Source organism: uncultured Cyclobacterium sp. (genome assembly GCF_963977555.1).
Taxonomy (GTDB): Bacteria; Bacteroidota; Bacteroidia; order Cytophagales; family Cyclobacteriaceae; genus Cyclobacterium.
This window is the reverse complement of the sequence record NZ_CAXBPD010000009.1, coordinates 209,697-229,515: the sequence shown is the minus strand read 5'-3', so window position 1 is coordinate 229,515 and position 19,819 is coordinate 209,697. Positions and strand designations below refer to the sequence as shown.

16 protein-coding genes are annotated in these 19,819 nt (G+C 38.4%); 4 read left to right on the top strand and 12 right to left on the bottom strand.

Features of this window, described 5'->3' with window-relative positions:
* Window positions 1–19: 19 nt before the first annotated feature.
* A complete protein-coding gene (locus AAC073_RS13655) occupies window positions 20–1,210 on the bottom strand; it encodes a T9SS type A sorting domain-containing protein (protein WP_339924334.1) in 1,191 nt (396 codons plus the stop codon).
* A gap of 1,420 nt (window positions 1,211–2,630) precedes the next feature.
* On the opposite strand from AAC073_RS13655, the gene AAC073_RS13650 reads away from it, so the two are divergent.
* Both AAC073_RS13650 and AAC073_RS13645 read left to right on the top strand, forming a co-directional pair.
* A complete protein-coding gene (locus AAC073_RS13650; protein ID WP_339924333.1) occupies window positions 2,631–4,109 on the top strand; it encodes a BCCT family transporter in 1,479 nt (492 codons plus the stop codon).
* Window positions 4,096–5,154, top strand: a complete 1,059-nt coding sequence (locus AAC073_RS13645) for a hypothetical protein (RefSeq protein ID WP_339924332.1) — start codon at window positions 4,096–4,098, stop codon at window positions 5,152–5,154. Before AAC073_RS13650 ends, AAC073_RS13645 begins: the two co-directional genes overlap by 14 nt.
* A 12-nt stretch (window positions 5,155–5,166) precedes the next feature.
* On the opposite strand, the gene AAC073_RS13640 is transcribed toward AAC073_RS13645, so the two are convergent.
* The 3 genes from AAC073_RS13640 to AAC073_RS13630 form a co-directional block, all read right to left on the bottom strand.
* A complete protein-coding gene (locus AAC073_RS13640; protein WP_339924331.1) occupies window positions 5,167–5,952 on the bottom strand; it encodes a hypothetical protein in 786 nt (261 codons plus the stop codon).
* Window positions 5,953–5,989: 37 nt separating this feature from the next.
* Window positions 5,990–7,228 carry an MFS transporter gene (locus AAC073_RS13635; protein WP_339924330.1) on the bottom strand — a complete coding sequence of 413 codons (1,239 nt, stop codon included), beginning with the start codon at window positions 7,226–7,228 and terminating at the stop codon, window positions 5,990–5,992.
* A gap of 106 nt (window positions 7,229–7,334) precedes the next feature.
* Window positions 7,335–8,855, bottom strand: a complete 1,521-nt coding sequence (locus AAC073_RS13630) for a GH3 auxin-responsive promoter family protein (protein WP_339924329.1) — start codon at window positions 8,853–8,855, stop codon at window positions 7,335–7,337.
* A 527-nt stretch (window positions 8,856–9,382) separates the two neighbouring features.
* Between AAC073_RS13630 and AAC073_RS13625 the strand changes: the two genes are divergently transcribed.
* On the top strand, window positions 9,383–9,796 hold the full coding sequence (locus AAC073_RS13625) for a phosphoribosyltransferase (RefSeq protein ID WP_339924328.1): 414 nt from the start codon (window positions 9,383–9,385) through the stop codon (window positions 9,794–9,796).
* Window positions 9,797–9,868: 72 nt separating this feature from the next.
* On the opposite strand, the gene AAC073_RS13620 is transcribed toward AAC073_RS13625, so the two are convergent.
* The 4 genes from AAC073_RS13620 to AAC073_RS13605 form a co-directional block, all read right to left on the bottom strand.
* Window positions 9,869–10,510 (bottom strand): carbonic anhydrase, encoded by a 642-nt coding sequence (locus AAC073_RS13620; RefSeq protein ID WP_339924327.1) that lies wholly within the window; start codon window positions 10,508–10,510, stop codon window positions 9,869–9,871.
* Between the two features lie 408 nt (window positions 10,511–10,918).
* Window positions 10,919–11,803, bottom strand: a complete 885-nt coding sequence (locus AAC073_RS13615) for a pirin family protein (protein WP_339924326.1) — start codon at window positions 11,801–11,803, stop codon at window positions 10,919–10,921.
* 29 nt (window positions 11,804–11,832) lie between these two features.
* A complete protein-coding gene (locus AAC073_RS13610; protein ID WP_339924325.1) occupies window positions 11,833–12,864 on the bottom strand; it encodes a 1-acyl-sn-glycerol-3-phosphate acyltransferase in 1,032 nt (343 codons plus the stop codon).
* Entirely contained in the window at window positions 12,845–13,780 is a 936-nt protein-coding gene (locus AAC073_RS13605; protein WP_339924324.1) for a bile acid:sodium symporter family protein, read from the bottom strand. The genes AAC073_RS13610 and AAC073_RS13605 overlap by 20 nt, the downstream gene beginning before the upstream one ends.
* Before the next feature lie 249 nt (window positions 13,781–14,029).
* Here AAC073_RS13605 and gap point away from each other — a divergent pair, with 249 nt between their 5' ends.
* Window positions 14,030–15,034, top strand: coding sequence for a type I glyceraldehyde-3-phosphate dehydrogenase (gene gap / locus AAC073_RS13600; protein WP_339924323.1), 1,005 nt, complete (start codon window positions 14,030–14,032; stop codon window positions 15,032–15,034).
* Window positions 15,035–15,087: 53 nt separating this feature from the next.
* Here the strand turns inward: gap and AAC073_RS13595 are convergent, their stop codons facing one another.
* The 4 genes from AAC073_RS13595 to AAC073_RS13580 form a co-directional block, all read right to left on the bottom strand.
* Window positions 15,088–15,540 (bottom strand): DUF1801 domain-containing protein, encoded by a 453-nt coding sequence (locus AAC073_RS13595; protein ID WP_339924322.1) that lies wholly within the window; start codon window positions 15,538–15,540, stop codon window positions 15,088–15,090.
* Between the two features lie 16 nt (window positions 15,541–15,556).
* Window positions 15,557–17,137 (bottom strand): hypothetical protein, encoded by a 1,581-nt coding sequence (locus AAC073_RS13590; protein WP_339924321.1) that lies wholly within the window; start codon window positions 17,135–17,137, stop codon window positions 15,557–15,559.
* Window positions 17,138–17,364: 227 nt separating this feature from the next.
* A complete protein-coding gene (locus AAC073_RS13585; protein ID WP_339924320.1) occupies window positions 17,365–18,501 on the bottom strand; it encodes a mannonate dehydratase in 1,137 nt (378 codons plus the stop codon).
* Window positions 18,491–19,702 (bottom strand): acetylxylan esterase, encoded by a 1,212-nt coding sequence (locus AAC073_RS13580; RefSeq protein ID WP_339924319.1) that lies wholly within the window; start codon window positions 19,700–19,702, stop codon window positions 18,491–18,493. The genes AAC073_RS13585 and AAC073_RS13580 overlap by 11 nt, the downstream gene beginning before the upstream one ends.
* Window positions 19,703–19,819: the final 117 nt, after the last annotated feature.

Below are 19,819 nucleotides of genomic sequence, written 5' to 3'. Positions count from 1 at the left end.
TCGTATTAATAACGATTTTTTATTCTAAAATGATTTTGGCTTTTTGAATAGCAAGCTTTGATTTATTATCAGGTTTTGTATGAAGATAATAAACCCCTCGTGGTAAATCTGCTACATCCATATCAATTCGGTGATTTGTTTTAAAAGATTCTAGTGAATTGACCTCCTCTTGAGTCAGGTGCTTAACTGCTTTCATAGATTTTTCAGAATAAAGAATCACCTCAAAAGGAATGGAATAGGATGATTTACTGGTATTGAATTCTAAAGTTAGTAGGTTGGTAACAGGGTTTGGATAAACTGTTTGAAGTAGTCCACTGGCCGGAGGAATGTAAAAACAATAAGGTGTACCTGTTCCACATGAATTAGTGCCGGTTACACAAACCGTAGCTCCTACTGTTGTGGTGATGTAACAGTCCTGAAGCTGTTGATTTAGTTGGGCAGAACCAGAAGAAACATAAAAGTTATAAGTTATTCCAGGCCCGGTTACACTTTGGCTGAATTGCCACATATTGGAATAGGAATCAAATAACCAATAATTGGGATTTGCTATGACCGGCGCACCCATATTTTCGGTTTTAGGGGTGCTTTCTAAACTACCACAACCGGCAATAACAGCTTTGATAGAAAAGGAGCCCGAAGAACCATTCGCGATCGTGACGGTACTGGATACTCCAGGCTGTTCCGTATAGCTACTACTACCATTTACGGTGACCCCGCCAGTTGTCTGCCAAACCAGGTTTATTGGTTTTGTGCTTTGAAAATCATAATTACTGATAGCCGTAAAACTACCACTATTGCCAGCACAAACGTTGGATCCTGCTGTAATAATCGGTTCAGGAGGCTTTTGTCGAACGTATACTCTAATGTGGTCACCGACTACATCCTGATAACTTAAATCTATATGTCCATTTTGCCGGTTAGGATCTAGATTAAGCGATTTTTGCAATGAAGAAGGTGTGTCGCTAACACTAAAATTGGCGGTAGTCTCAACCGATATTCCCAATACCCCCGAACCCGTAAAAACCGGATCTATTAATATAGTAATACTGGTTTTACTGCATTCGATGTATGCTATTTCGCCATCGTTGTACCAGGTGCCATCTACATTAACCCTAGGAGGAACAGGGTCAACACTTGTAGGTTTAGTGGCAAATACAATGTTTGTAACCAAAAGCAAAGGTAAAATTGCGAGGTACAAAGATTCTCTCATGGGATAATTTGGTAAATAAAAAATTATATTTTATTTAAAATTAGCATGTTAAAATTAAATACGCAATCAAAATATGTATTTTAATAAAAAATTAGTCAAAAAAAATATAGATTAGTTTAATCGTGTTGCCTTAACAAATATGACTACGATATCACAAGTTAGATTAACTTGCGGTCTACCTGAAAGGTTGAGGAATTCTCTTGAACCAGCAATAACACATTGTTGCCTTTCCTTCCATTCTGATAATTTCCCTCGTTTTCTCAGTAAAAATTTCAACCCGGATTATGTAATAGAATTTGCGATGAGTGTTGCAATCGCAAGAAAATCAGGCTGTTTGGAGATTTTAGCTTAGCACCGCTATGGTGAAATTGAAAACAGCAACGAAGTGGCTGATTTTAAAGCGATTTCAGCACGTAATAGAATGTCTATTGCATATTTCGGGTTCAACAATTATTGCCTTTGGTTTACCTAAAACCCCCAATCTTACTATTTTAAGGAAAATGTTTCCTTTTAGCGATCCGTTTGTCAGACTATTTAAATGGCCCTATTTCAAAATTTCGTGAGCAAAAAATACATGGCCGACCAAGTGTATTTAGCAGCTATAGATTTTTGATCAATTGCCTACTGCTTTAGCTGTAGTCAACTGGTGCTTTTTCGGCATTCTTGGCTTTAGCCAACTCAAAATGGCTTCTATGGCCTTACCTTTTCACCATTTTTGCTAAAGCCGGAGGTATGCGGAGTAAGGACTTGATATTTTCCTGAGCTGGCGTATGGATCGACGAATATATTTCGCCCCTGCAGGGCTTAGGTTGCAATACTTATTTCCCACACAGGGCTTCACCCTGTGCTATTATATTTGGCCCTTTCAGGGCCGGGATTGATTTGTAGGAATTGATGTTTAAATTCATTAATATTTTAGTTGTAAATGAACTTATAAACGGATATTTTTTCATTTTAGCCCTGAAAGGGCATAGTAACTTAGCACAGGATAAATGAGATTTACTATCCTATCTCGGTCTCCTTAAAATCTAGCTTTTTAGCGTTGAATAATTTTTGATGGAGATATATTTTTTTATCTTCATTAAATTATTTCTAAACTAATTACCTTTAATTTGGATGCAAATAACGGAATAACATTACATGGAGAGTCCTTGATTTTTTGGCAGATTTCAGGGGGTCTTCTTGTGATTTTAATCATTTATATAATTTATAAGCTGGTTAAAAAATTATAATCTTCTCTATTTTCCTATTCGCCGTAAGTCTTTTCGCTCAGCCTCTAGTGTTGCTCCGATCATTTATCTTTATTTAACAGGAACAAGCGGAGGATTTGAAGGATTCAGGTGGTTATAATTTCACGTAATTTTTTTTTGGTTACCTAGCTGATTTATGGTTAAATTGAAAGAAATATAAACCTTCTATTGTGAATTTTTACCGCCAACCAACATTCGTCATCGCATTGTCAATATGCTTGTTCTTTTTGGTGTTGGCCTTTAGCTTTCCACTGGGAATCAGAGAACAATTGGCCATTGCTTCCGCAGCGACTTTAAGTTTGTTCGGAAATTATTATTTGGTCTTGGGGCTTTTTATGGTCTTGCTTTTAATAGGAATCGCGATATCCCCCTGGGGCAAACTTAAAATTGGTGATGGGCCGGTGGCTTACAACTGGTATTCCTGGGTAGCCATGCTCTACAGCACCGGCATGGGAGCTGGGTTGATGTTGCGAGCTGTTCAGGAACCTGTTTTTTATTATACCAATCCACCCAGAGCCACTGATTTATCCGGAGAAGTATTTGCTTTGGAATATACCTTCTTTCATTGGGGACTCACCCCATGGGCATTTTATGGCTTGTTTGGGCTTATGATAGGTTACCTAGTTTATGGGAAGGGGAGAGCCATGCTAAGTTCCTCCCTTTTGGTAGGCCGGTATCACCGTCCAATATTAATTGTAATAGTTGACGTAATAACGATCATCAGCACATTGTTTGGTGTGGTAGGTGCCGTTGGTCTTGGTAGCAGACAGCTGTTGGTTGGTTTTCAAAAATTATTCATGGAGGTAGAAATCACCTATTTCAACAATGCTCTTGTGGTGCTCTTGCTTGGTGGCTTGGCTACGATTTCAGCTTTTTCAGGTCTGAGTAAAGGAATTCAAAACCTATCCCGCTTTAATATAAGTGTGGCCTTGTTTTTACTTTTAGCGACTTTCTTCTCAGGAGATATGCTAGGAATTACGGGGAATTATTTGTCTTCCATTGCTGCCTATGCCTATGATTTCTTACCCATGAGTGTCAACTATGGAAGCAAAAGTGTTTCACAGGAATTTTTAATGGATTGGACTTTTTTCTATTGGGCCTTTTGGCTTTCATGGGCGCCATTTACTGGTGTGTTCATCGCTCGAATTTCTAAGGGAAGGTCTTTTAGGACTTTTATATTTGGGGTTATTCTAGTGCCATCTTTGGGTACATTTTTATGGTTCACAGTGTTTGGTACCAGCGTCTTTAACATGATTGGAAACCCTGAAAACTATGCCGGTCAATATGATTCCTTGTATGGTTCGATTTTCGTTTTCTTTGACAGCTTCTCTTACGGCGGATTTCTTAAGATTTTATCCTTTGTCTTGGTATTTACCTTTCTCATTACCTCATTGGATTCTGCTATCTATGTATTGGGAATGTTTGCAGACAAAGGCAATATGGAACCCAATAAACAACATTTAATAGGCTGGGGTTTGATTTTATCCATGTTCACGATTGCTACCCTTTTTATTGGCAAGGAAGAACTTCTTCAGGCGGTCAGTCAATTACTTGTTTTAATTGCACTACCTTTTAGTTGGGTGTACCTTTTGATGATTGGCAGCTTTCTCTTTATCCTTTTTAAAAGAAATAATCATGATGCAATTTAATTCAAAATATGGGTATTTGTGGCTGGGTCTTTTATTTGGAATAATGGGCCTTGCTTCTTGTGAAAGCAATAAAAAATTGGCAAGTTTTGAAGGCGTGAAGCACAAAGGGGTCTGCTGGGTGGGAAGTAGAAATCCACTTCAAGGAGGTGAATTACGCACTTTGCAAAATTTAGGTGTTAGCCACCTGTCGCAGACACCATTTGGCTGGCAAAAATCGGTTAATGCTCCAGAGTTAAGTTGGGAAAAAGACCGTGAAAAATCCTGGTGGGGGGAAAGTAGCAATGGATTAATTTCCACTTCTGATACTGCCAGTTCCTTGGGGCTAACCGATATTTTGAAGCCACATATTTGGGTGCGAGGATCCTGGCCTGGGGAAATAGAAATGACCAATGGAACAGATTGGGACCTTTGGTTTGAGAATTACAGCGGGTTTATCCTATATTACGCCCGTATCGCCGAACGGCAAGGAATACCCATTTTATGTATTGGGACCGAATTTGAAAAAGCCAGCCATAAAGAAAAGGAATGGCGCGAAATTATTGGTGCCATCAGGGAAGTTTACAATGGAAAACTTACTTATGCTGCCAATTTTACAGAATACCAAAAGGTCAAATTCTGGGATGCCTTGGATTATATCGGCATTCAAGCCTATTTTCCATTGGTCAAAGACGATAAAGTGCCTGACTTAGCCCAATTGATTGAAGGGTGGGAAAAGGTGATTCCAGATATTGAAAAAATAAATAGAGCCTTTCAAAAACCAGTTATTTTTACTGAAATAGGCTATTGTAATACGGAAGACGCAGCACAATCACCTTGGGTATGGCCAAATGAGAGACATACTTCCACGCTTTCGGAGGAAGTTCAGGCCCTGTGCTATGAAGCTTTCTTTGAAGCTGTCTGGGAGAAACCATGGATGCAAGGGGTGTATTTTTGGAAATGGTACCCTCAACCCTCTGGGCGAGAGCCTGATTTTACCCCCCAAAACAAAATGGCCGAAAAAGTAATGAAGAAATACTTCCTCGACCCGAAAATAACTGATGGTTAATCGCTTGAAGATTTAATTCCCCATTTTTGCTGGAATGGAAGTTTTACGGTTGATGTAACCATGAATACCAGCAATAAGGACCAAAATTCCTGCCAGTGCGATGGCCACAATACTTAATTGCTGATTTAGGCCCCATTGTTTTACCGCTATGGCAGTAATTCCCCAGGCCCCCACAAGTGCAGCTTCTCTCATATTTCTGCTATAGGTGAGGAAGGCATATATTGAGGTGGCTATGATAAGTATCAAGGAAGCCCAGGTAGTCGCTGACCAAAGGCCATCTAAAACACCAGTGCTTTTGATTCCAACGGAGATGGTTAACACAGTCGCGAGGATTACCCAACCTGTATAAATGCAAATGGGCCACCATACAAAAAAAATGGTTTTCAATGGGGCATCATAAATTTCTAATCTAAGCCTCAATACCAATTGTATCAATGAAAACAAGAGCACAAGGATGACAATGACGGAAAGCAAAATCTGCTCATTTACCCAGACGTAAATCCAAAGGGCATTGCTCAAATTGGCAACTGTAAACCAAATTCCCGCTGGGACCAATGAAGTATCGTTCTGCTTTTTAAAATACCCTACCCACTGGTAAATGAGAAAGGAAATCAAGCTAAGATAGATAAGTCCCCAAATAGAAAATGCATAGGCAGCTGGTGTGATCAGGGTGGTAAAATCATCACTGATATCGCCGACCGATTTCCCAAAATAATCACCCGACCCTCCCAAATAATTAATGAATAAGGTAATGATAAAACTGATTGTATTGATCAATAAAAGCGGTAGTGGTTTCATTATGCGTTTAGGTTTTGGTGAAAGGTTAATTATTGCATCAATGTAATTCAAGTTTTTTGATAGCCCTATAGGTTCTCTTTCTTAACAAAGGTAAACTTTTGGCATATAATACAGCCAAAAAGAGGACCCCTAAACTTCCAAAGGCCAGGGTGGTAGGTGCTCCAATCCAGTCTGTTAGAATGCCAATCATGAAACTCCCCAATGACAGGGATCCCATGAATAGCATAATGTAAAAGCTTAGAACGCGTCCCCTTTTTTCTTCGGGAGAAATGGATTGAATCAATGTATTGGATCCTGTAAAGATGATAACCCTACCTAAACCTGTTGCCAAAAGAGCCAGCAGGGACAACCATAAGATCGAACTGAAAGAAAAAACGGCCAGCCCAATACCAAATACGATAGTGCCTAAGAGTATTAACTTATCCAATCCTAAAATGTTGTTTTTTGTACCTACAAAAAATGCGCCCATTAAAGAACCCAAACCGACTGCACTTGTCATGTAACCAAAAATCACAGCATCTCCGTTAAAAACCTCTGCTGCAAATACAGGTAAAATCACCATGTAAGACATTCCAATTAGGGTAATGGCAGCAACAAAAAGCATTATAAAACGAAGGTGCTTTGTTTTAAAAGCAAAACTTGCCCCTTCTTTAAAAGAATTTTTGAAATTCTTTTTTGGGGAATCTTTAGTAAGAGGTAAGTACTTGATAAAAGCGAAAAACACAACTACGCTAAAACTCCCTATAGCATAAAGTAATAAGCAATAGCCCTCACCCATTATTGGTATAAGAATACCTGCAACGGCAGGACCAACGATTCTAGCGGTATTGAAAAGGGACGAATTCAATGCAATGGCATTCGTCAAGTAGGCTTTGTCTTCCACTAAGTCGTTTACAAAGGCATGCCTGGAAGGCATTTCTAAGCCGCTAACCAAACCGAAAATTATTTCCAGGCTGAGTAGCATATTAAAGGTAATGTTATCCGTAATGGTGAGCATTGCCAGAACGGTAGCATTAAGGGCGATAGTAGATTGGCATACCATCAGCAACTTGTGCTTGTTGTATTTATCTGCAAAAACACCTGCGAAAATGGAAATTAGAAAGGCCGAAATCTCTCTTGAAAAGGCAACTATCCCTAAGAGCAGGGCAGAGCCAGTTAGACTGTATACAAGCCACCCAACAACCACTTGTTTCATCATGTTTCCCAGGTTAGAGAAGGCCTGTCCGGTAAAGAAATACCGATAATTTTTTGAAGAAAGTGATTTGAAAATAAGCATTGTATAGGATCAAAAATAAAAGATCATGAACAAATCAGATGTGATACGCCCATGATCTTTTACAATCATAAAATTAGCTGTTTGGTTTCATCCAAGTAGGAGAAAGTTAATTGCTTTTGACAAAATCTTCCCATTGACCAAAAGGCTCAGCTTTCATTACTCGAGGAAACTTAACCTGACCGCCTTTTTTCTTTTCCTTTTCATTATAAGCAATAAATGTATTGACAGACACAATTTTTACATCAATACTCTTTAAAGCTTTAGATCTAGCCACATTGTAATTTTTATTGTTTTCTCGAAGGAAAGTATCTAGAAATTCCTTCACCGAATTTTCATCCGCATTTCCTGAATCCTTGCCAAGGTACCAGCGATGAAGGTATTCTCCATTTTCTTCAATAGCTGCTACGGTATATTCGGGAACTGTCAGGTTGAATTTCTCTTGTACGGCTTCCATGGCTTTGTCCATTTGGTGAACACCTAATTGACTTCCCACCACATTTAAGAAAAACTTGGTCCGGCCCGTGATTTTAATCTCTGCCTGTTCCTTATTGGTAAATGCTATGGTATCTCCAATCATATAACGCCAGGTCCCAGCGACTGTAGAGATTAGCAAAATGTAATCCTTATTCTCGACTACTTCTCCAATAGTTAACGCCTTTGCATCCGCCTTGACAGCCCCGTTCTCATCTAAGTTTTCTGGTTCGAAGGGAACAAACTCAAAATAAATACCATTGTCTAAAACCAAGGCCATGGCATCGGTATCGGGTCTGTTCTGAAAGGCCAGAAAACCTTCTGAGGCAAGGTAGGTATCAATATAGATTAAAGGATGGGCAAGGTTTTTCTCAAAACTCTTTTTATGCGGCTCGAAGGCAACACCACCAGGTGTATAAACGGACAAATTTGGCCATATCTCGTGAATGGAGGATACGCCATGATAGGCTATAACCCTTTTCATCATTAATTCAATCCATGAGGGGATGCCCGAAATACTCCCAATATCCCAATCTTTGGCATTTTTCGCTATCTCTTCAATTCTATCATCCCAATTTTCAATGGCAGAAATTTCTGGCCCTGGTTTGTAAAAACTTTGAAACCAAAAAGGGATTTGACTGGCACTGATTCCACTGATCTCGCCTTCCAAGAAACCATCATGGCTTTGAAGTGCAGTTGAGCTACCTAACATCATGATTTGACGCTCAAAAAAATCAGGTGGTAGGTCATATTTTGATAAACTCACCACCTGTTGAATGCCCGTTTTTCTTATAGCATCTATCATTTCTTCGGTTACAGGGATGTACTTGCTTTTGCTAGTGGTTCCTGAACTTACTGCGAAGTATTTATTAATGCCTGGCCAGGTAATGTCTTCATGTCCGTCTCTGATTTTCTTCCACCATTCATTGTATATTTTATCATAATCATGATAGGGAACTTTTTCTTGAAAAACCTTAGAGATGTCTCCAGCGTCTAGAATGTTTTTAAACCCATAATATTTTCCAAAGGCGGTATCTTTAGCCGTTTCCAGAAGGTGACTTAATACTTTCGCTTGATCTTTTTCAGGGCTGTTTTCTGAATTTAATTTACCGCCAAGTTCAATGGCTTTCTTTATCAATTCACCTATTACGGGCATAAGGAATGTAATTATTTGTGGTCGATTTATTTTTTATAATTTGAAGCAATTATCAGACCATTAAAAAAGTAGCTGTTTAAGTGGTTGTAATTTAGTCTTTTAAAAAAAGTTTATTTATGTTTACAGTATGTTGTTGTTAATTGCAGTTGATGATAATGTATGTTTTTAATGGTTTCAATGCTTTTCTACCGCGTTGCCAAATCAGCGTTAAACCTTTTAACAGCAGGTTTAATTTTGGCCCAGATTAAAGTAGTTTAATTTGGAAATGGATTTATCTTGAAATTGGGATAGATTACGGTGATAATTTTTTTAAATTTCACTCAAACCCTTTTTATCTTTTTTAAGAGATATATTTAAGTAGTATTTATTCTTGCAGGTTTCAAAGCCTTGGCGTTTACTTTGAATGTACTTTAAGCTGAAAGTACAAAATAGAAGTGATGACAGTTTTTGAAATAATATTATCCCATAGTGACTAAGCTTTTTTAATTTTTCGGGTCTAATCTCAGCATAACGTTTTAAATTTTATTATGAAATCTTCTTTAGATATTTCATTTGGAGCCATTAGTGAGGCACTACATGGGTTCAATTTCCCTGAAATTGATTTGGTTTTAGGTATTTCGGTAGGGGCTGTGGCACCAGCAGCTATGATTGCGCATCAGTTAGGCGTAACACTAAAATTGATAAATTTAGGGATTAAAGATGATCAAGGAGATTTTTCATTGCCTTCCATAGAAATTGATCAAATTGTAGATTGGGATTTCTTCGGTCATCATCGAATCTTAATTGTAGATGATGTTTCAATCACAGGCAAAACCTTGCAATTATTAAAAGAGAATGTCCGAGCTGATGATGTTTACACCTTGGTTCTTTTTGGTGAAGCAGACCATATTTTATTTCCCAAAGTGAAATCTACAGTAAAATTGCCTTGGACTGCTGAGTGAAATTTAAAGAACTGATATACTAAAACGCCGGAATACTTGGCCTGAACAAAACGTTTTCATATGGAGCATTCGCTATAACAGTTCTGTTCCCAAGTCATAGATATTTCTGACCTCTTGTAATATATGATTGATGTCAATATCCAGGTCGATCAAATTTCCTGTTTTGATATCAAATACAACCCCATGGATAATTGGCCCTCCATTTTTGAGAAAGCTTTTTTGCCACACGGCCATTTTTATCACATTTATGCATTGCTCTTGGACATTAAGCTCAACCAACCGATTGTACCTTTGCTGATCATCTGAAATTAAATTCAGTTCTTGAAAATGCAAACGGTAAACGTCTCTGATATTCCTCAGCCAGGGATTTAATATTCCAAGGTCTTTTGATTCCAATGCTGCGGCTATTCCCCCACATAAGTAATGTCCGCAGACAATAATATGCCGGACCTCTAAATGACCTACAGCGTATTCTATTACGGAAGCGGAGTTGTTGTCATTGTTTGGAACTAAATTAGCAATGTTTCTGTGAACAAAAACTTCTCCAGCATCCGCACCTAAAAGCTCTTCGGCAGTTACCCTGCTGTCACTGCAGCCAATGAAAAGATGCTTCGGTTTTTGACCTTTGGAAAGCTTTTCAAAAAAGTCACTTTCCTGCTCTAGTTTTTTTTGAACCCAAACTTTGTTATTCTCAAGTAGTTGTTTGAATTCCATATTATTAAATTGTATCTATTTACATTATAACCTTGGTGAATGATTGAACCCGAAATATGCAATAGAAAACCTATTACTTATTGATCCGTCGCAGCGGAGAAAACCAGCCACTTCGTTGCTGTTTTCAATTATAACAAAGCAGCGCTCCGCTAAAAATCTACAAACAGCCTGATTTACTTGCGATTTCAACGCTTCCCGTAAACATGGGGCAGGCTATTACGAATATTATTACATATTCCGGGTTGAACACTAGGTTCAAAGCTCTCAAATATACTTTTAATCTTTGTGGGAGCAAACTCATCCTGGTAATTAGCTTCTTTTAAATGCTTTTTAAAAAGAAATAGTTAAGTCTTATTTAGGTAAACATCTTCTCAAACTGGGTTTTGATTGGCGAAATTTATTAAGGAATCATTTGCCTGTTCTAGAAAGGGGAAGAGGAACAAAATCTATTTCACCGGGTACTTTTGGGAATTTTTGGTCTGCCCATTTTAATTTGGCTGTTTTGATAACTTCTTTGTCTGAGGAGACAAAGTTCCAGTCAATATAGCGTTCCTCGGGAAAGGGTTCTCCACCAAAAAGATATACTGTGGAATTTTCCCCTATGGTGAAAGTACATAATTCACTGTCATTTGCTACCAGTAATTGCTTGGGCCCAAAAGTATTCCCTTCCGCACTTATTTCACCATTCAAAATATACAGCGCACTTTCACCAAATAAATGATCTCCCAGTATTAATTCAGTTGCTTTACTGCTTTTAATTTCCAAAAAATATAGCTCGCTATAGGTGGGCACTGGTGATTGCTTTCCAAATGCCTTGCCAGCAATTAATTTCATTTTAACGCCATCTTGTTCCCATGCTGGAATTTCTTGTGAAGAGATATGCGAAAAAGAAGGGGACATTTGTTCCAGGTTTTTAGGCAGTGCTACCCATATTTGCAAACCATGGAGGTTTTTGTCCACCCCTCTTAGGTAATCGGGAGTTCTTTCGGAATGGACGACGCCCTTTCCCGCCGTCATCCAATTTACCTCTCCAGGTTTAATTTCTACGGAGGTTCCCAAACTGTCTTTATGCAAAATGGACCCTTCAAATAAGAAGGTGAGCGTGGAAAGTCCTATATGTGGATGAGGGGGAACATCCAGGTTTTGCCCTTTATCTAATTGGACTGGGCCCATATGGTCTATAAAAACAAATGGGCCAACAGCTCTTTTTTGCACAAAAGGCAATAATCTCCCCACCAAAAACTTCCCAATTGAAGCCGCTCTTTCCTCTATAATCAATGCTATATTTGACATTTTATGAATTTTAAGCGTTTTGTTTCTGTCTACTTTTTGATCAACTCTTCCTCAGTTTGGTTGTACCAATTTCGGTTTAATTTTATACTTAAAAACATGAGTAAGATACAAATTAAAGCGAAGCTTAAAGAAGTGAAGGAATAAATGCCATAAAAAACACTGAGATAATAAATTGGAGCGGTTACTATGCCAAGGCAAAATTTGACAGTACCATAAAATACCGTGTCATTTATTTTTGGTTTAAGAAATTTCCAGATTAACCAAAGCGGAAAATGTAAGGCCTTAAATACCCAATTTCTCCATTTAGTATGGTTGTATTCAGAGGCGATTGCAGGTCCTATCGATGAAGTTTCAGCTTTCCATCGATAGGACCTGATGTCTTTATTGGACTGAAGAAGCATTTTTAGGGACTCATCATAATTGTCCTCAGGAAGATGTAAGGTCAAAGATTGTAATTCCTTTTCCACCTTTTCAAGCAGTATTCTCTCCTGTCCAGTATATTGTTTCGCTGGTATAGGTTCTCCAACGTCTATTAATACCTTAGAACCAGATTTCTGGTGTGCCTGGTAATTTATGCCTATGGGCAGTATTCTTAAATCCATCTCAGGCTCGTTGCGTAAAGCCTCAGAAATGATCCTTGTGAAACCTTTGCTTAAAGGTCTTACTTGGCGTTTCAGACTGTGCTTTCCTTCTGGGAAAATGAGCACCTTACCTTGGTTTTTCAATACCTTTTCACAATACGAAAAACTAGCTTTATTGCCAGGAATACTTCCAAAACCATCTCTTATTCTATACACAGGGACCATTCTAATGAATGCCAATATTTTAGCAATTATCGGGTTTTTAAACACTGAAGCCCTTGATAAAAAATGGGGTTTCAGATTAATATAGGTAGCAATTAATAAAGGGTCTAATAATGCATTTTGATGGTTGGCAACGATTATAATTGGAACATCCTTTAAGTCTTTCCACTTACCATTGACTTTAATTTCGGCAAAGTAAAACCAGAGGGCAGTTTTTACAAATCGATTTAAAAAATCATTAAACAGTTTTTGCCTCATAGCTGTATTTTTTCCAAAGTGAAGCAATTGTCAGCCCAGAGACGATGTGCCATATTCCCCACCATCCGGCAATAATAGACATTCCACCCAGGCCATCGAAATAATTAAAAATCAATACCAGTGCCAGGCCGGAGTTTTGAATTCCTGTTTCAATTGTAAGGGTTTTGGTGTCTTCAAGGTTTAATCCAAAAATCTTTGAAAAGCTGAATCCAGCGCCTAAAGCAATAATATTATGCATCAAAACCAGCCCAAATACCCATCCAATTACCTTGATAAAGAGGTCGAAATTACTATAGAAAGCAACAACCACGATGCTTATAAATATGACTACACTTAAAGGTTTTAAAACCGAAGCTATTTTTTGAGCTGTTTTTGGTTTTTTTTGATGGACATAAATACCTAAAATTAAGGGTATGCCTAATATAAGTGCAACTGTTTCAAATACATCCCCATAGTCAAGGTTAATACTTTTTAATAAGAAGGCAGTAGGAGCATATAAACTGGACCATAAAGCAAAATTAAACGGGGTGAGTAAAATAGAACTTAATGTAGCAAAAGCCGTAAGACTAACTGACAGCGCAGCGTTACCTTTTGCATAGTTGGTTAAGAAATTTGAAATATTTCCTCCTGGGCATGCAGCCACCAAAAACATTCCCAAGGCAACACTTGGGATGGGTTGGATTAATAAAACTAGAAGAAAGGTTAAGAAGGGCAATAAAAGAAATTGGGAGACAATTCCAACAAAAAATGATTTAGGTTTTGTCCAGATATAGTTGAAATCAGAAAGTTTGATTTCTAGTGCGACACCAAACATGATCACCGCCAAGGAAATGTTCATAAGTAAAAGAGAATCCTCTCCAAAATTGATCTGCATTTGATCTAATTCTTCCATAAAGCTTTTAAGTGTGAAGGCCAAAATTAAGATAAATTTTCAGAACGATGGTTTTGTTGAATAAATGATAAGTTTTTACAACTATTCAAATACAAAATTTCAATGATAAATTTAATTTTTATAAATTTGACCATTGAAAATTTCGGAAGGAAAGATCAAAAGGCCGATTTGGCTAATTTTGAATTGTTCAGCACTAGAACTTCATTTTATTTCCAAAGCGGTGAACAGCGAAAAAAAGTAATCTTTTAAACCATAGAATAGACAATAAACATTATGGAAAAAATTAAAGTAGGTATCAATGGATTCGGTAGAATTGGAAGACTCGTTTTCCGTGCCGCTCAAGAAAGAGAAGATATTCAAATAGTAGGCATCAATGATTTAATAGATGTTGATTACATGGCCTACATGTTAAAATATGACTCTACTCATGGCCAGTTCAAAGGTGATGTAGAAGTGAAAGATGGGCAATTGGTAGTCAATGGAAATGCCATCAGAGTTACAGCCGAAAGAAACCCTGCTGATTTAAAGTGGTCTGACGTAGGTGCAGAAATTATTGTAGAATCTACAGGTTTATTCTTGACAAAAGAAAAAGCGCAAGGTCATATTGACGCTGGTGCTAAAAAAGTAGTAATGTCCGCTCCATCAAAGGATGACACGCCTATGATAGTAATGGGTGTTAATGAAGGTACTTATACTTCCGATATGGTATTTGTTTCCAATGCCTCTTGTACTACCAACTGCCTTGCTCCATTAGCTAAGGTTGTGAACGACAACTGGGGGATAGTAGAAGGTCTTATGACTACTGTACATGCCACTACTGCTACTCAAAAAACCGTTGATGGACCTTCTATGAAGGACTGGAGAGGCGGAAGAGGAGCTGGACAAAACATCATCCCTTCTTCTACTGGTGCAGCTAAAGCTGTAGGTAAAGTTATTCCTGAATTGAACGGAAAACTTACTGGTATGTCATTCAGAGTACCTACTCCTGATGTATCTGTAGTAGATCTTACTGTAAGATTAGCTAAAGGCGCTACTTACGAAGAGATTTGTGCTAAAATGAAGGAAGCTGCTGAAGGTGACCTGAAAGGAATCATGGGTTATACTGAAGATGCAGTTGTTTCCAATGATTTTATCGGAGATCCAAGAACTTCTATCTTTGATGCAGGCGCTGGAATCCAGTTGAACGACAATTTCGTAAAATTGGTGGCTTGGTATGATAACGAATGGGGTTACTCTAATAAAGTGGTAGACTTGTTGCAATACATTGCAAAAAAATAATAAGTTAAAGCTTATAGAATATTTAATAGGGTTGGAAATTTCCAACCCTATTTTCATTTTTTGCTATTTTCATAAGTGATTATCCATTCTTCCATACTTACTTTTGCTATCAGTTCTCCAATTAAAGCAAATGGTATTTTATCCAATTTTTTGAATCGAATACAGCTTTTACCCATATCCAGTTTGGCGCTGCTGTGTTTAGGATATTCCTGCTTGAACCAATTCATTAAATTCTCATCGGCATAAATGCAAGAGTGGTACAAGGCCAGGTAATTCTTTTGATTGGCAATGTTAACAAAGGGTAGGGGCAATTTAGGATTACAGTGGTAGCCTGCCGGGTATCGCTCAAGAGGAACCACATAGCCAATCATGCCGTAGCTCATGGTTTCTTCAAAACCTACCGGGAGTTGGGAGAGAATGGTTTCTCTCAGTTGAAAAAAAGCATTCTTTCTTTCCTCTGGAATTTCTTCAAGATAAGCTTCTACCGATTGTGCTTTGCTATTCATAGCTCGTTTTATTAGGTTAATTTTTTTCTAAGTTAGTAGCTGTTTTTGAAAGGTCTTGCAATAATTGTAAAGTCTCTTTATGTAATATGGGCGCAGTTTCAGGCCCAAGGGAGTTAACCTCACCATAGGGAGCTTTTTCGCGCCCATAGGTAAATGGGGCCTTTTCATCCCACTGACTTTTAGGTACAATGTACCCAATCATGTCATTTGCCATGCCACTAAAGAATTTAAATTTTCCTGGCATTTGACTTTTAATGGCAGGGACTTCGACTGGTTCTATTCCAAAGTCCGCACCTTCTGGAGCTTCCACTCCTCCGTTAAGAATTTCAGGATACAGTTCACCTGGAATATGTACAAATGTAGCAGGGCCTATTTTCCAGGCATTCACTTCTGACCTAACATTGCCCCAAGAGACAAAACCCCTATCGAAAACGCCTAGAAAAGCAGCAAGTCTAAAAAGCTTATTGGCCATTGGAAGAACCACCGTTTTAGCGCGCAATGACATACTACTGCTGTAGACCGTATCCATTCCTTTGTTCATGGTTTCAAAGCTAATTTTAGCTAAAGCCATTCCTTGGGCATCAATTTTTGCTATAGTAGCCTCTTTAAGTGTGTCTTTTGAGTAGGGGTGGAGCAAGGGGTCACTTGGCCTGGTAGTCATAAGCCCTCCCAGTGCAGCATTCATAAATATGGAAACGCCACCCAATCCTTCATGGTAGGTGGAATCATTGTATACGAGGCCTTTTTCCATGTATTCCCGCCAATAGTGCGGGAAATCTGAACTTATCAGCGTGTTTTGAGACCATAGTGTTTCAGGATGATTCCCCCAATTCATAATTGTTCCCAAAGTTTTATTGGATCCTATCTCTATAACTTGCATTAACCTTATTGCCGCATCGTATACTTCTGGAGCCCTGGTATCACCTACAAGCGGAGCGGCATCACTTTCATTGATAGCAAATTTTAAATAAGCAGGTTTTTGATTGTTGTAGGCTTCCAATACTGAAGATACGATCCCTTCGAAAACTAAGTTTTTATACCCCTCATCTACACCTCTTGTAAAAGGATCCGGTCCCCACATGCCCATCATGTCCGGAGAGGAGTGCACGTGCGTACTTGTAACAATAAGATGATCAAGGTCAGTTTGTTCGAGAATTCGTTTTCTTACAGTAAGGACTTCATCATTTCCAAAACCTATCATATCGATAACGCATAGCCCTATTTTTATTTTACCGTCATTTAGCACCATTGACCTTGCCCATAATGGGTCATTGATTCCGGATGCAGGTTTGTTCTGGTGAAAACCTGCCACCCAGATAGGGTCAAATTTGCCATTTTTATTGAGATCATTGTAGTAATCTCCATCTGATTCATTGAACCTGGCATCACCATTTACATCCTCCCAAGTGTCGAATCCTACAGGGCTAATGTCTGCAATAGCAAATCCTGCGGACAGTTCACCTTTACCCTCATTCATTAAGGAAAGATCCAAATTATAGCCCTTATGTCTGTCTCGAAATTGATAGGTGCCATAGATTAGAATTGATAAAAGAAGGATGCCTATAAAAAGGAGAAAATACTTTAGCCAGCGATTCATATAATAGTTTTTATATATTACTAGGAAGGTTAATAAAAGACTACCATATCATATATTTGTACTTAATATATTCGGTGATTATAGAATATACATAATGTTATCTAAGTGATAAAGTGGTTTTGGTTGGGAAGTTTTAAATGCAATAAAAATTAGTAATATTTTTAAAAGATTAGGTATTTAATTGTTTATTTAGGGGAAATGGTAAGAGCAGCAAATGAATAATTATTTCAGACCTGGCATTTCCCTACACCCTCCATTAACCCTCTTATGTATCCAATTGCAAATAAGGTTCCTATAGTACTATAACCAGGTTTGTCGTTGCTGTCTCCAGCCATAGTAGGTACATGATCTGGGCGTATGGGTCCTTTAAAGCCTATTTCATGATAGGTTTGCATTGCTGCAAACATGTCTGTTTTACCTTCATCATGGAAAGTCTCCTCAAAATTATTTTTGTCTCCTCTTACATCTCTGAAATGGACGAAGTGAATGGCTTTCTTTTTACCGAAATACCGGATGGCTTCTGGTATGTCCACAGGTTGATCAGCATTTCCCATGGATGCAAAACTGCCCTGGCAGAAAGTGATGCCATTGTTTTCACTTGGATAAAGCGCTAACATTTTCTTGAATGCTTCGACAGAGGTAATTATACGTGGTATGCCCTGGATACTGTCAACTGGTGGATCATCAGGGTGCAAGGCCAGTTTGATGCCATGCCTTTCGGCTTCAGGAACTACTGCCTCAAGAAAATAAGCCAAGTTTTTCCACATTAATTCAGGAGATAAATCTCCATATTCTGTAATGGGATCCTTTTTTACTAGGTCTTTAACATCGAACCCACTTACCAAGGCACCACCGCGACCTTGTTTATCTAAAAAAGTGCGTGCCCAACTTATCACTGGCATCCAATTATAGCAGATGGTATCAATACCCTCCAAAGCCAAATTTTTCATTAAAATGATGAAGTTTTCAATTTCTTCATCTCGTCCCGAAAGACCAAGTTTGGTTTTTGTGCCTAGATAAGGAGGCCCTTCTACTACCCTAAGGTTTAACCCTTCTTTTGCCCAAGCATTTTTTATTGCTTGGATGACCTTTCTTGAATTGTCTTTTTCATTTGGCAAACCTGCCAGATGAGCATGTATTGGGCTTACTGCTCCCATTACATCCATTTGCCGGGAAAGAGCAGTTTTATGTGTTTCTATGCCCCAAAAGTAAGCCAAGCACAACTTCATTCCCAAGTCTCTTTCAAAGGGATGCTTGATGGTTAAACCTGCCTTTGATATTGACGGAAGGACCACCGGGCCAGCTAGAGCTAGCCCGGTTAGTTTGGCAGAATTTTGGAGAAAATTGCGTCTTTCAATTTTCATTGATGATGCCGTAATGTTTGTCAGCAAAATCCATAAATAAATTCCAATCGTAAGGAGTTAAATTGTGTTTCCCTTCTCGAATGTGGTGTCCTGCGTAGGGCAGGTGGATTGGGTTTCCCGCGGTATTAATTTCTTTAGGAAAGTTTCCCTCCATATTGTAGACCTCCCTATGTACCCGAGTACCCAATTGTAAGGAAGTGTATTCTCCCTTGGGATCAGCCCATAAGTCCTCAGAGGCACTGGCCACATAGACTGCTCTTGGGGCAATAGAAGCTATAAGCATGTGTTGATCTATAGGTAGTGATGCTTCATTGTCATTGTATTTGTTAAAATTATCTGTAAACCAATAAGGGAATACAGTATTTATTATTTTAACAGTCTCTCCAAATTTTCTTCTGGAAATCGCAGCACCGCCGCATCCAGACTCATTTGAAATGGTAATGGCCCATCTTGGATCCGATGCTCCAGTCCATAAAGATGCTTTTCCACCTCTTGAATGGCCGATAACAGCTGCTTTATGAGCGGCTATCTCAGGTGCAGTTTCAAAATAATCCATGGCACGCATGGCCCCCCAAGCCCATGCACCTAAGCCGCGAAGCCCATTTTCTTTGTCTAATTCTTCTGGGTACAATTTGCTTAAAATATCCTCACTAAAGGTCACCTTGTCATCATCAGAAACATCTTTAACATGAAAAGTTGCGGCGGCATAGCCTCTTTTAACTATTTCTTCTGCTGGCCAAAAACCTGTTTTAGATTTTCTGGTAGGATCAATGTTTTCAGGGTCCCTGTGATTGATTAATAAAAAGACAGGTGCAGGGCTACTGGTTTTGTTGGGTATAAATAGGATCAATCTCATGGTCACCTTCTGGCTTTTGTTGGTAACCTCAATGTCCACCTCCTTTAAAGTCGCCATTCCATTCATTGCCATTTTATTTTCATTGACAGTAATGAAATTAATGGCATCAATTGCTTCTGGCATGTTGCCATACACATTGTCTTCAAAAAGATTTACAATTTCAGGTCTTCGGAGGTTTACCCAATCTTGTATGGTATTTATTTCTTGCCCTTTTAAGTTTACAAAGATGTCAGGAAGAGAATATTCAGGAACTTTTGGTTCATTTTCATTCGTCTTGTTTTGACCAAATGTTAAGCCGGGTAGAAGTGAAATAAAGAGCAAGCAAATTAAGGAATTGTAGGTCATTTTAAATTTTGATTAGAATTATTACTCCTGCAATATATAAAAAAACCTACCAAAAGGTAGGTTTAAGTAGCGTTAGAAAGCTCTTTTAGCCAAATTATCTAATGAAACTGGTCCATC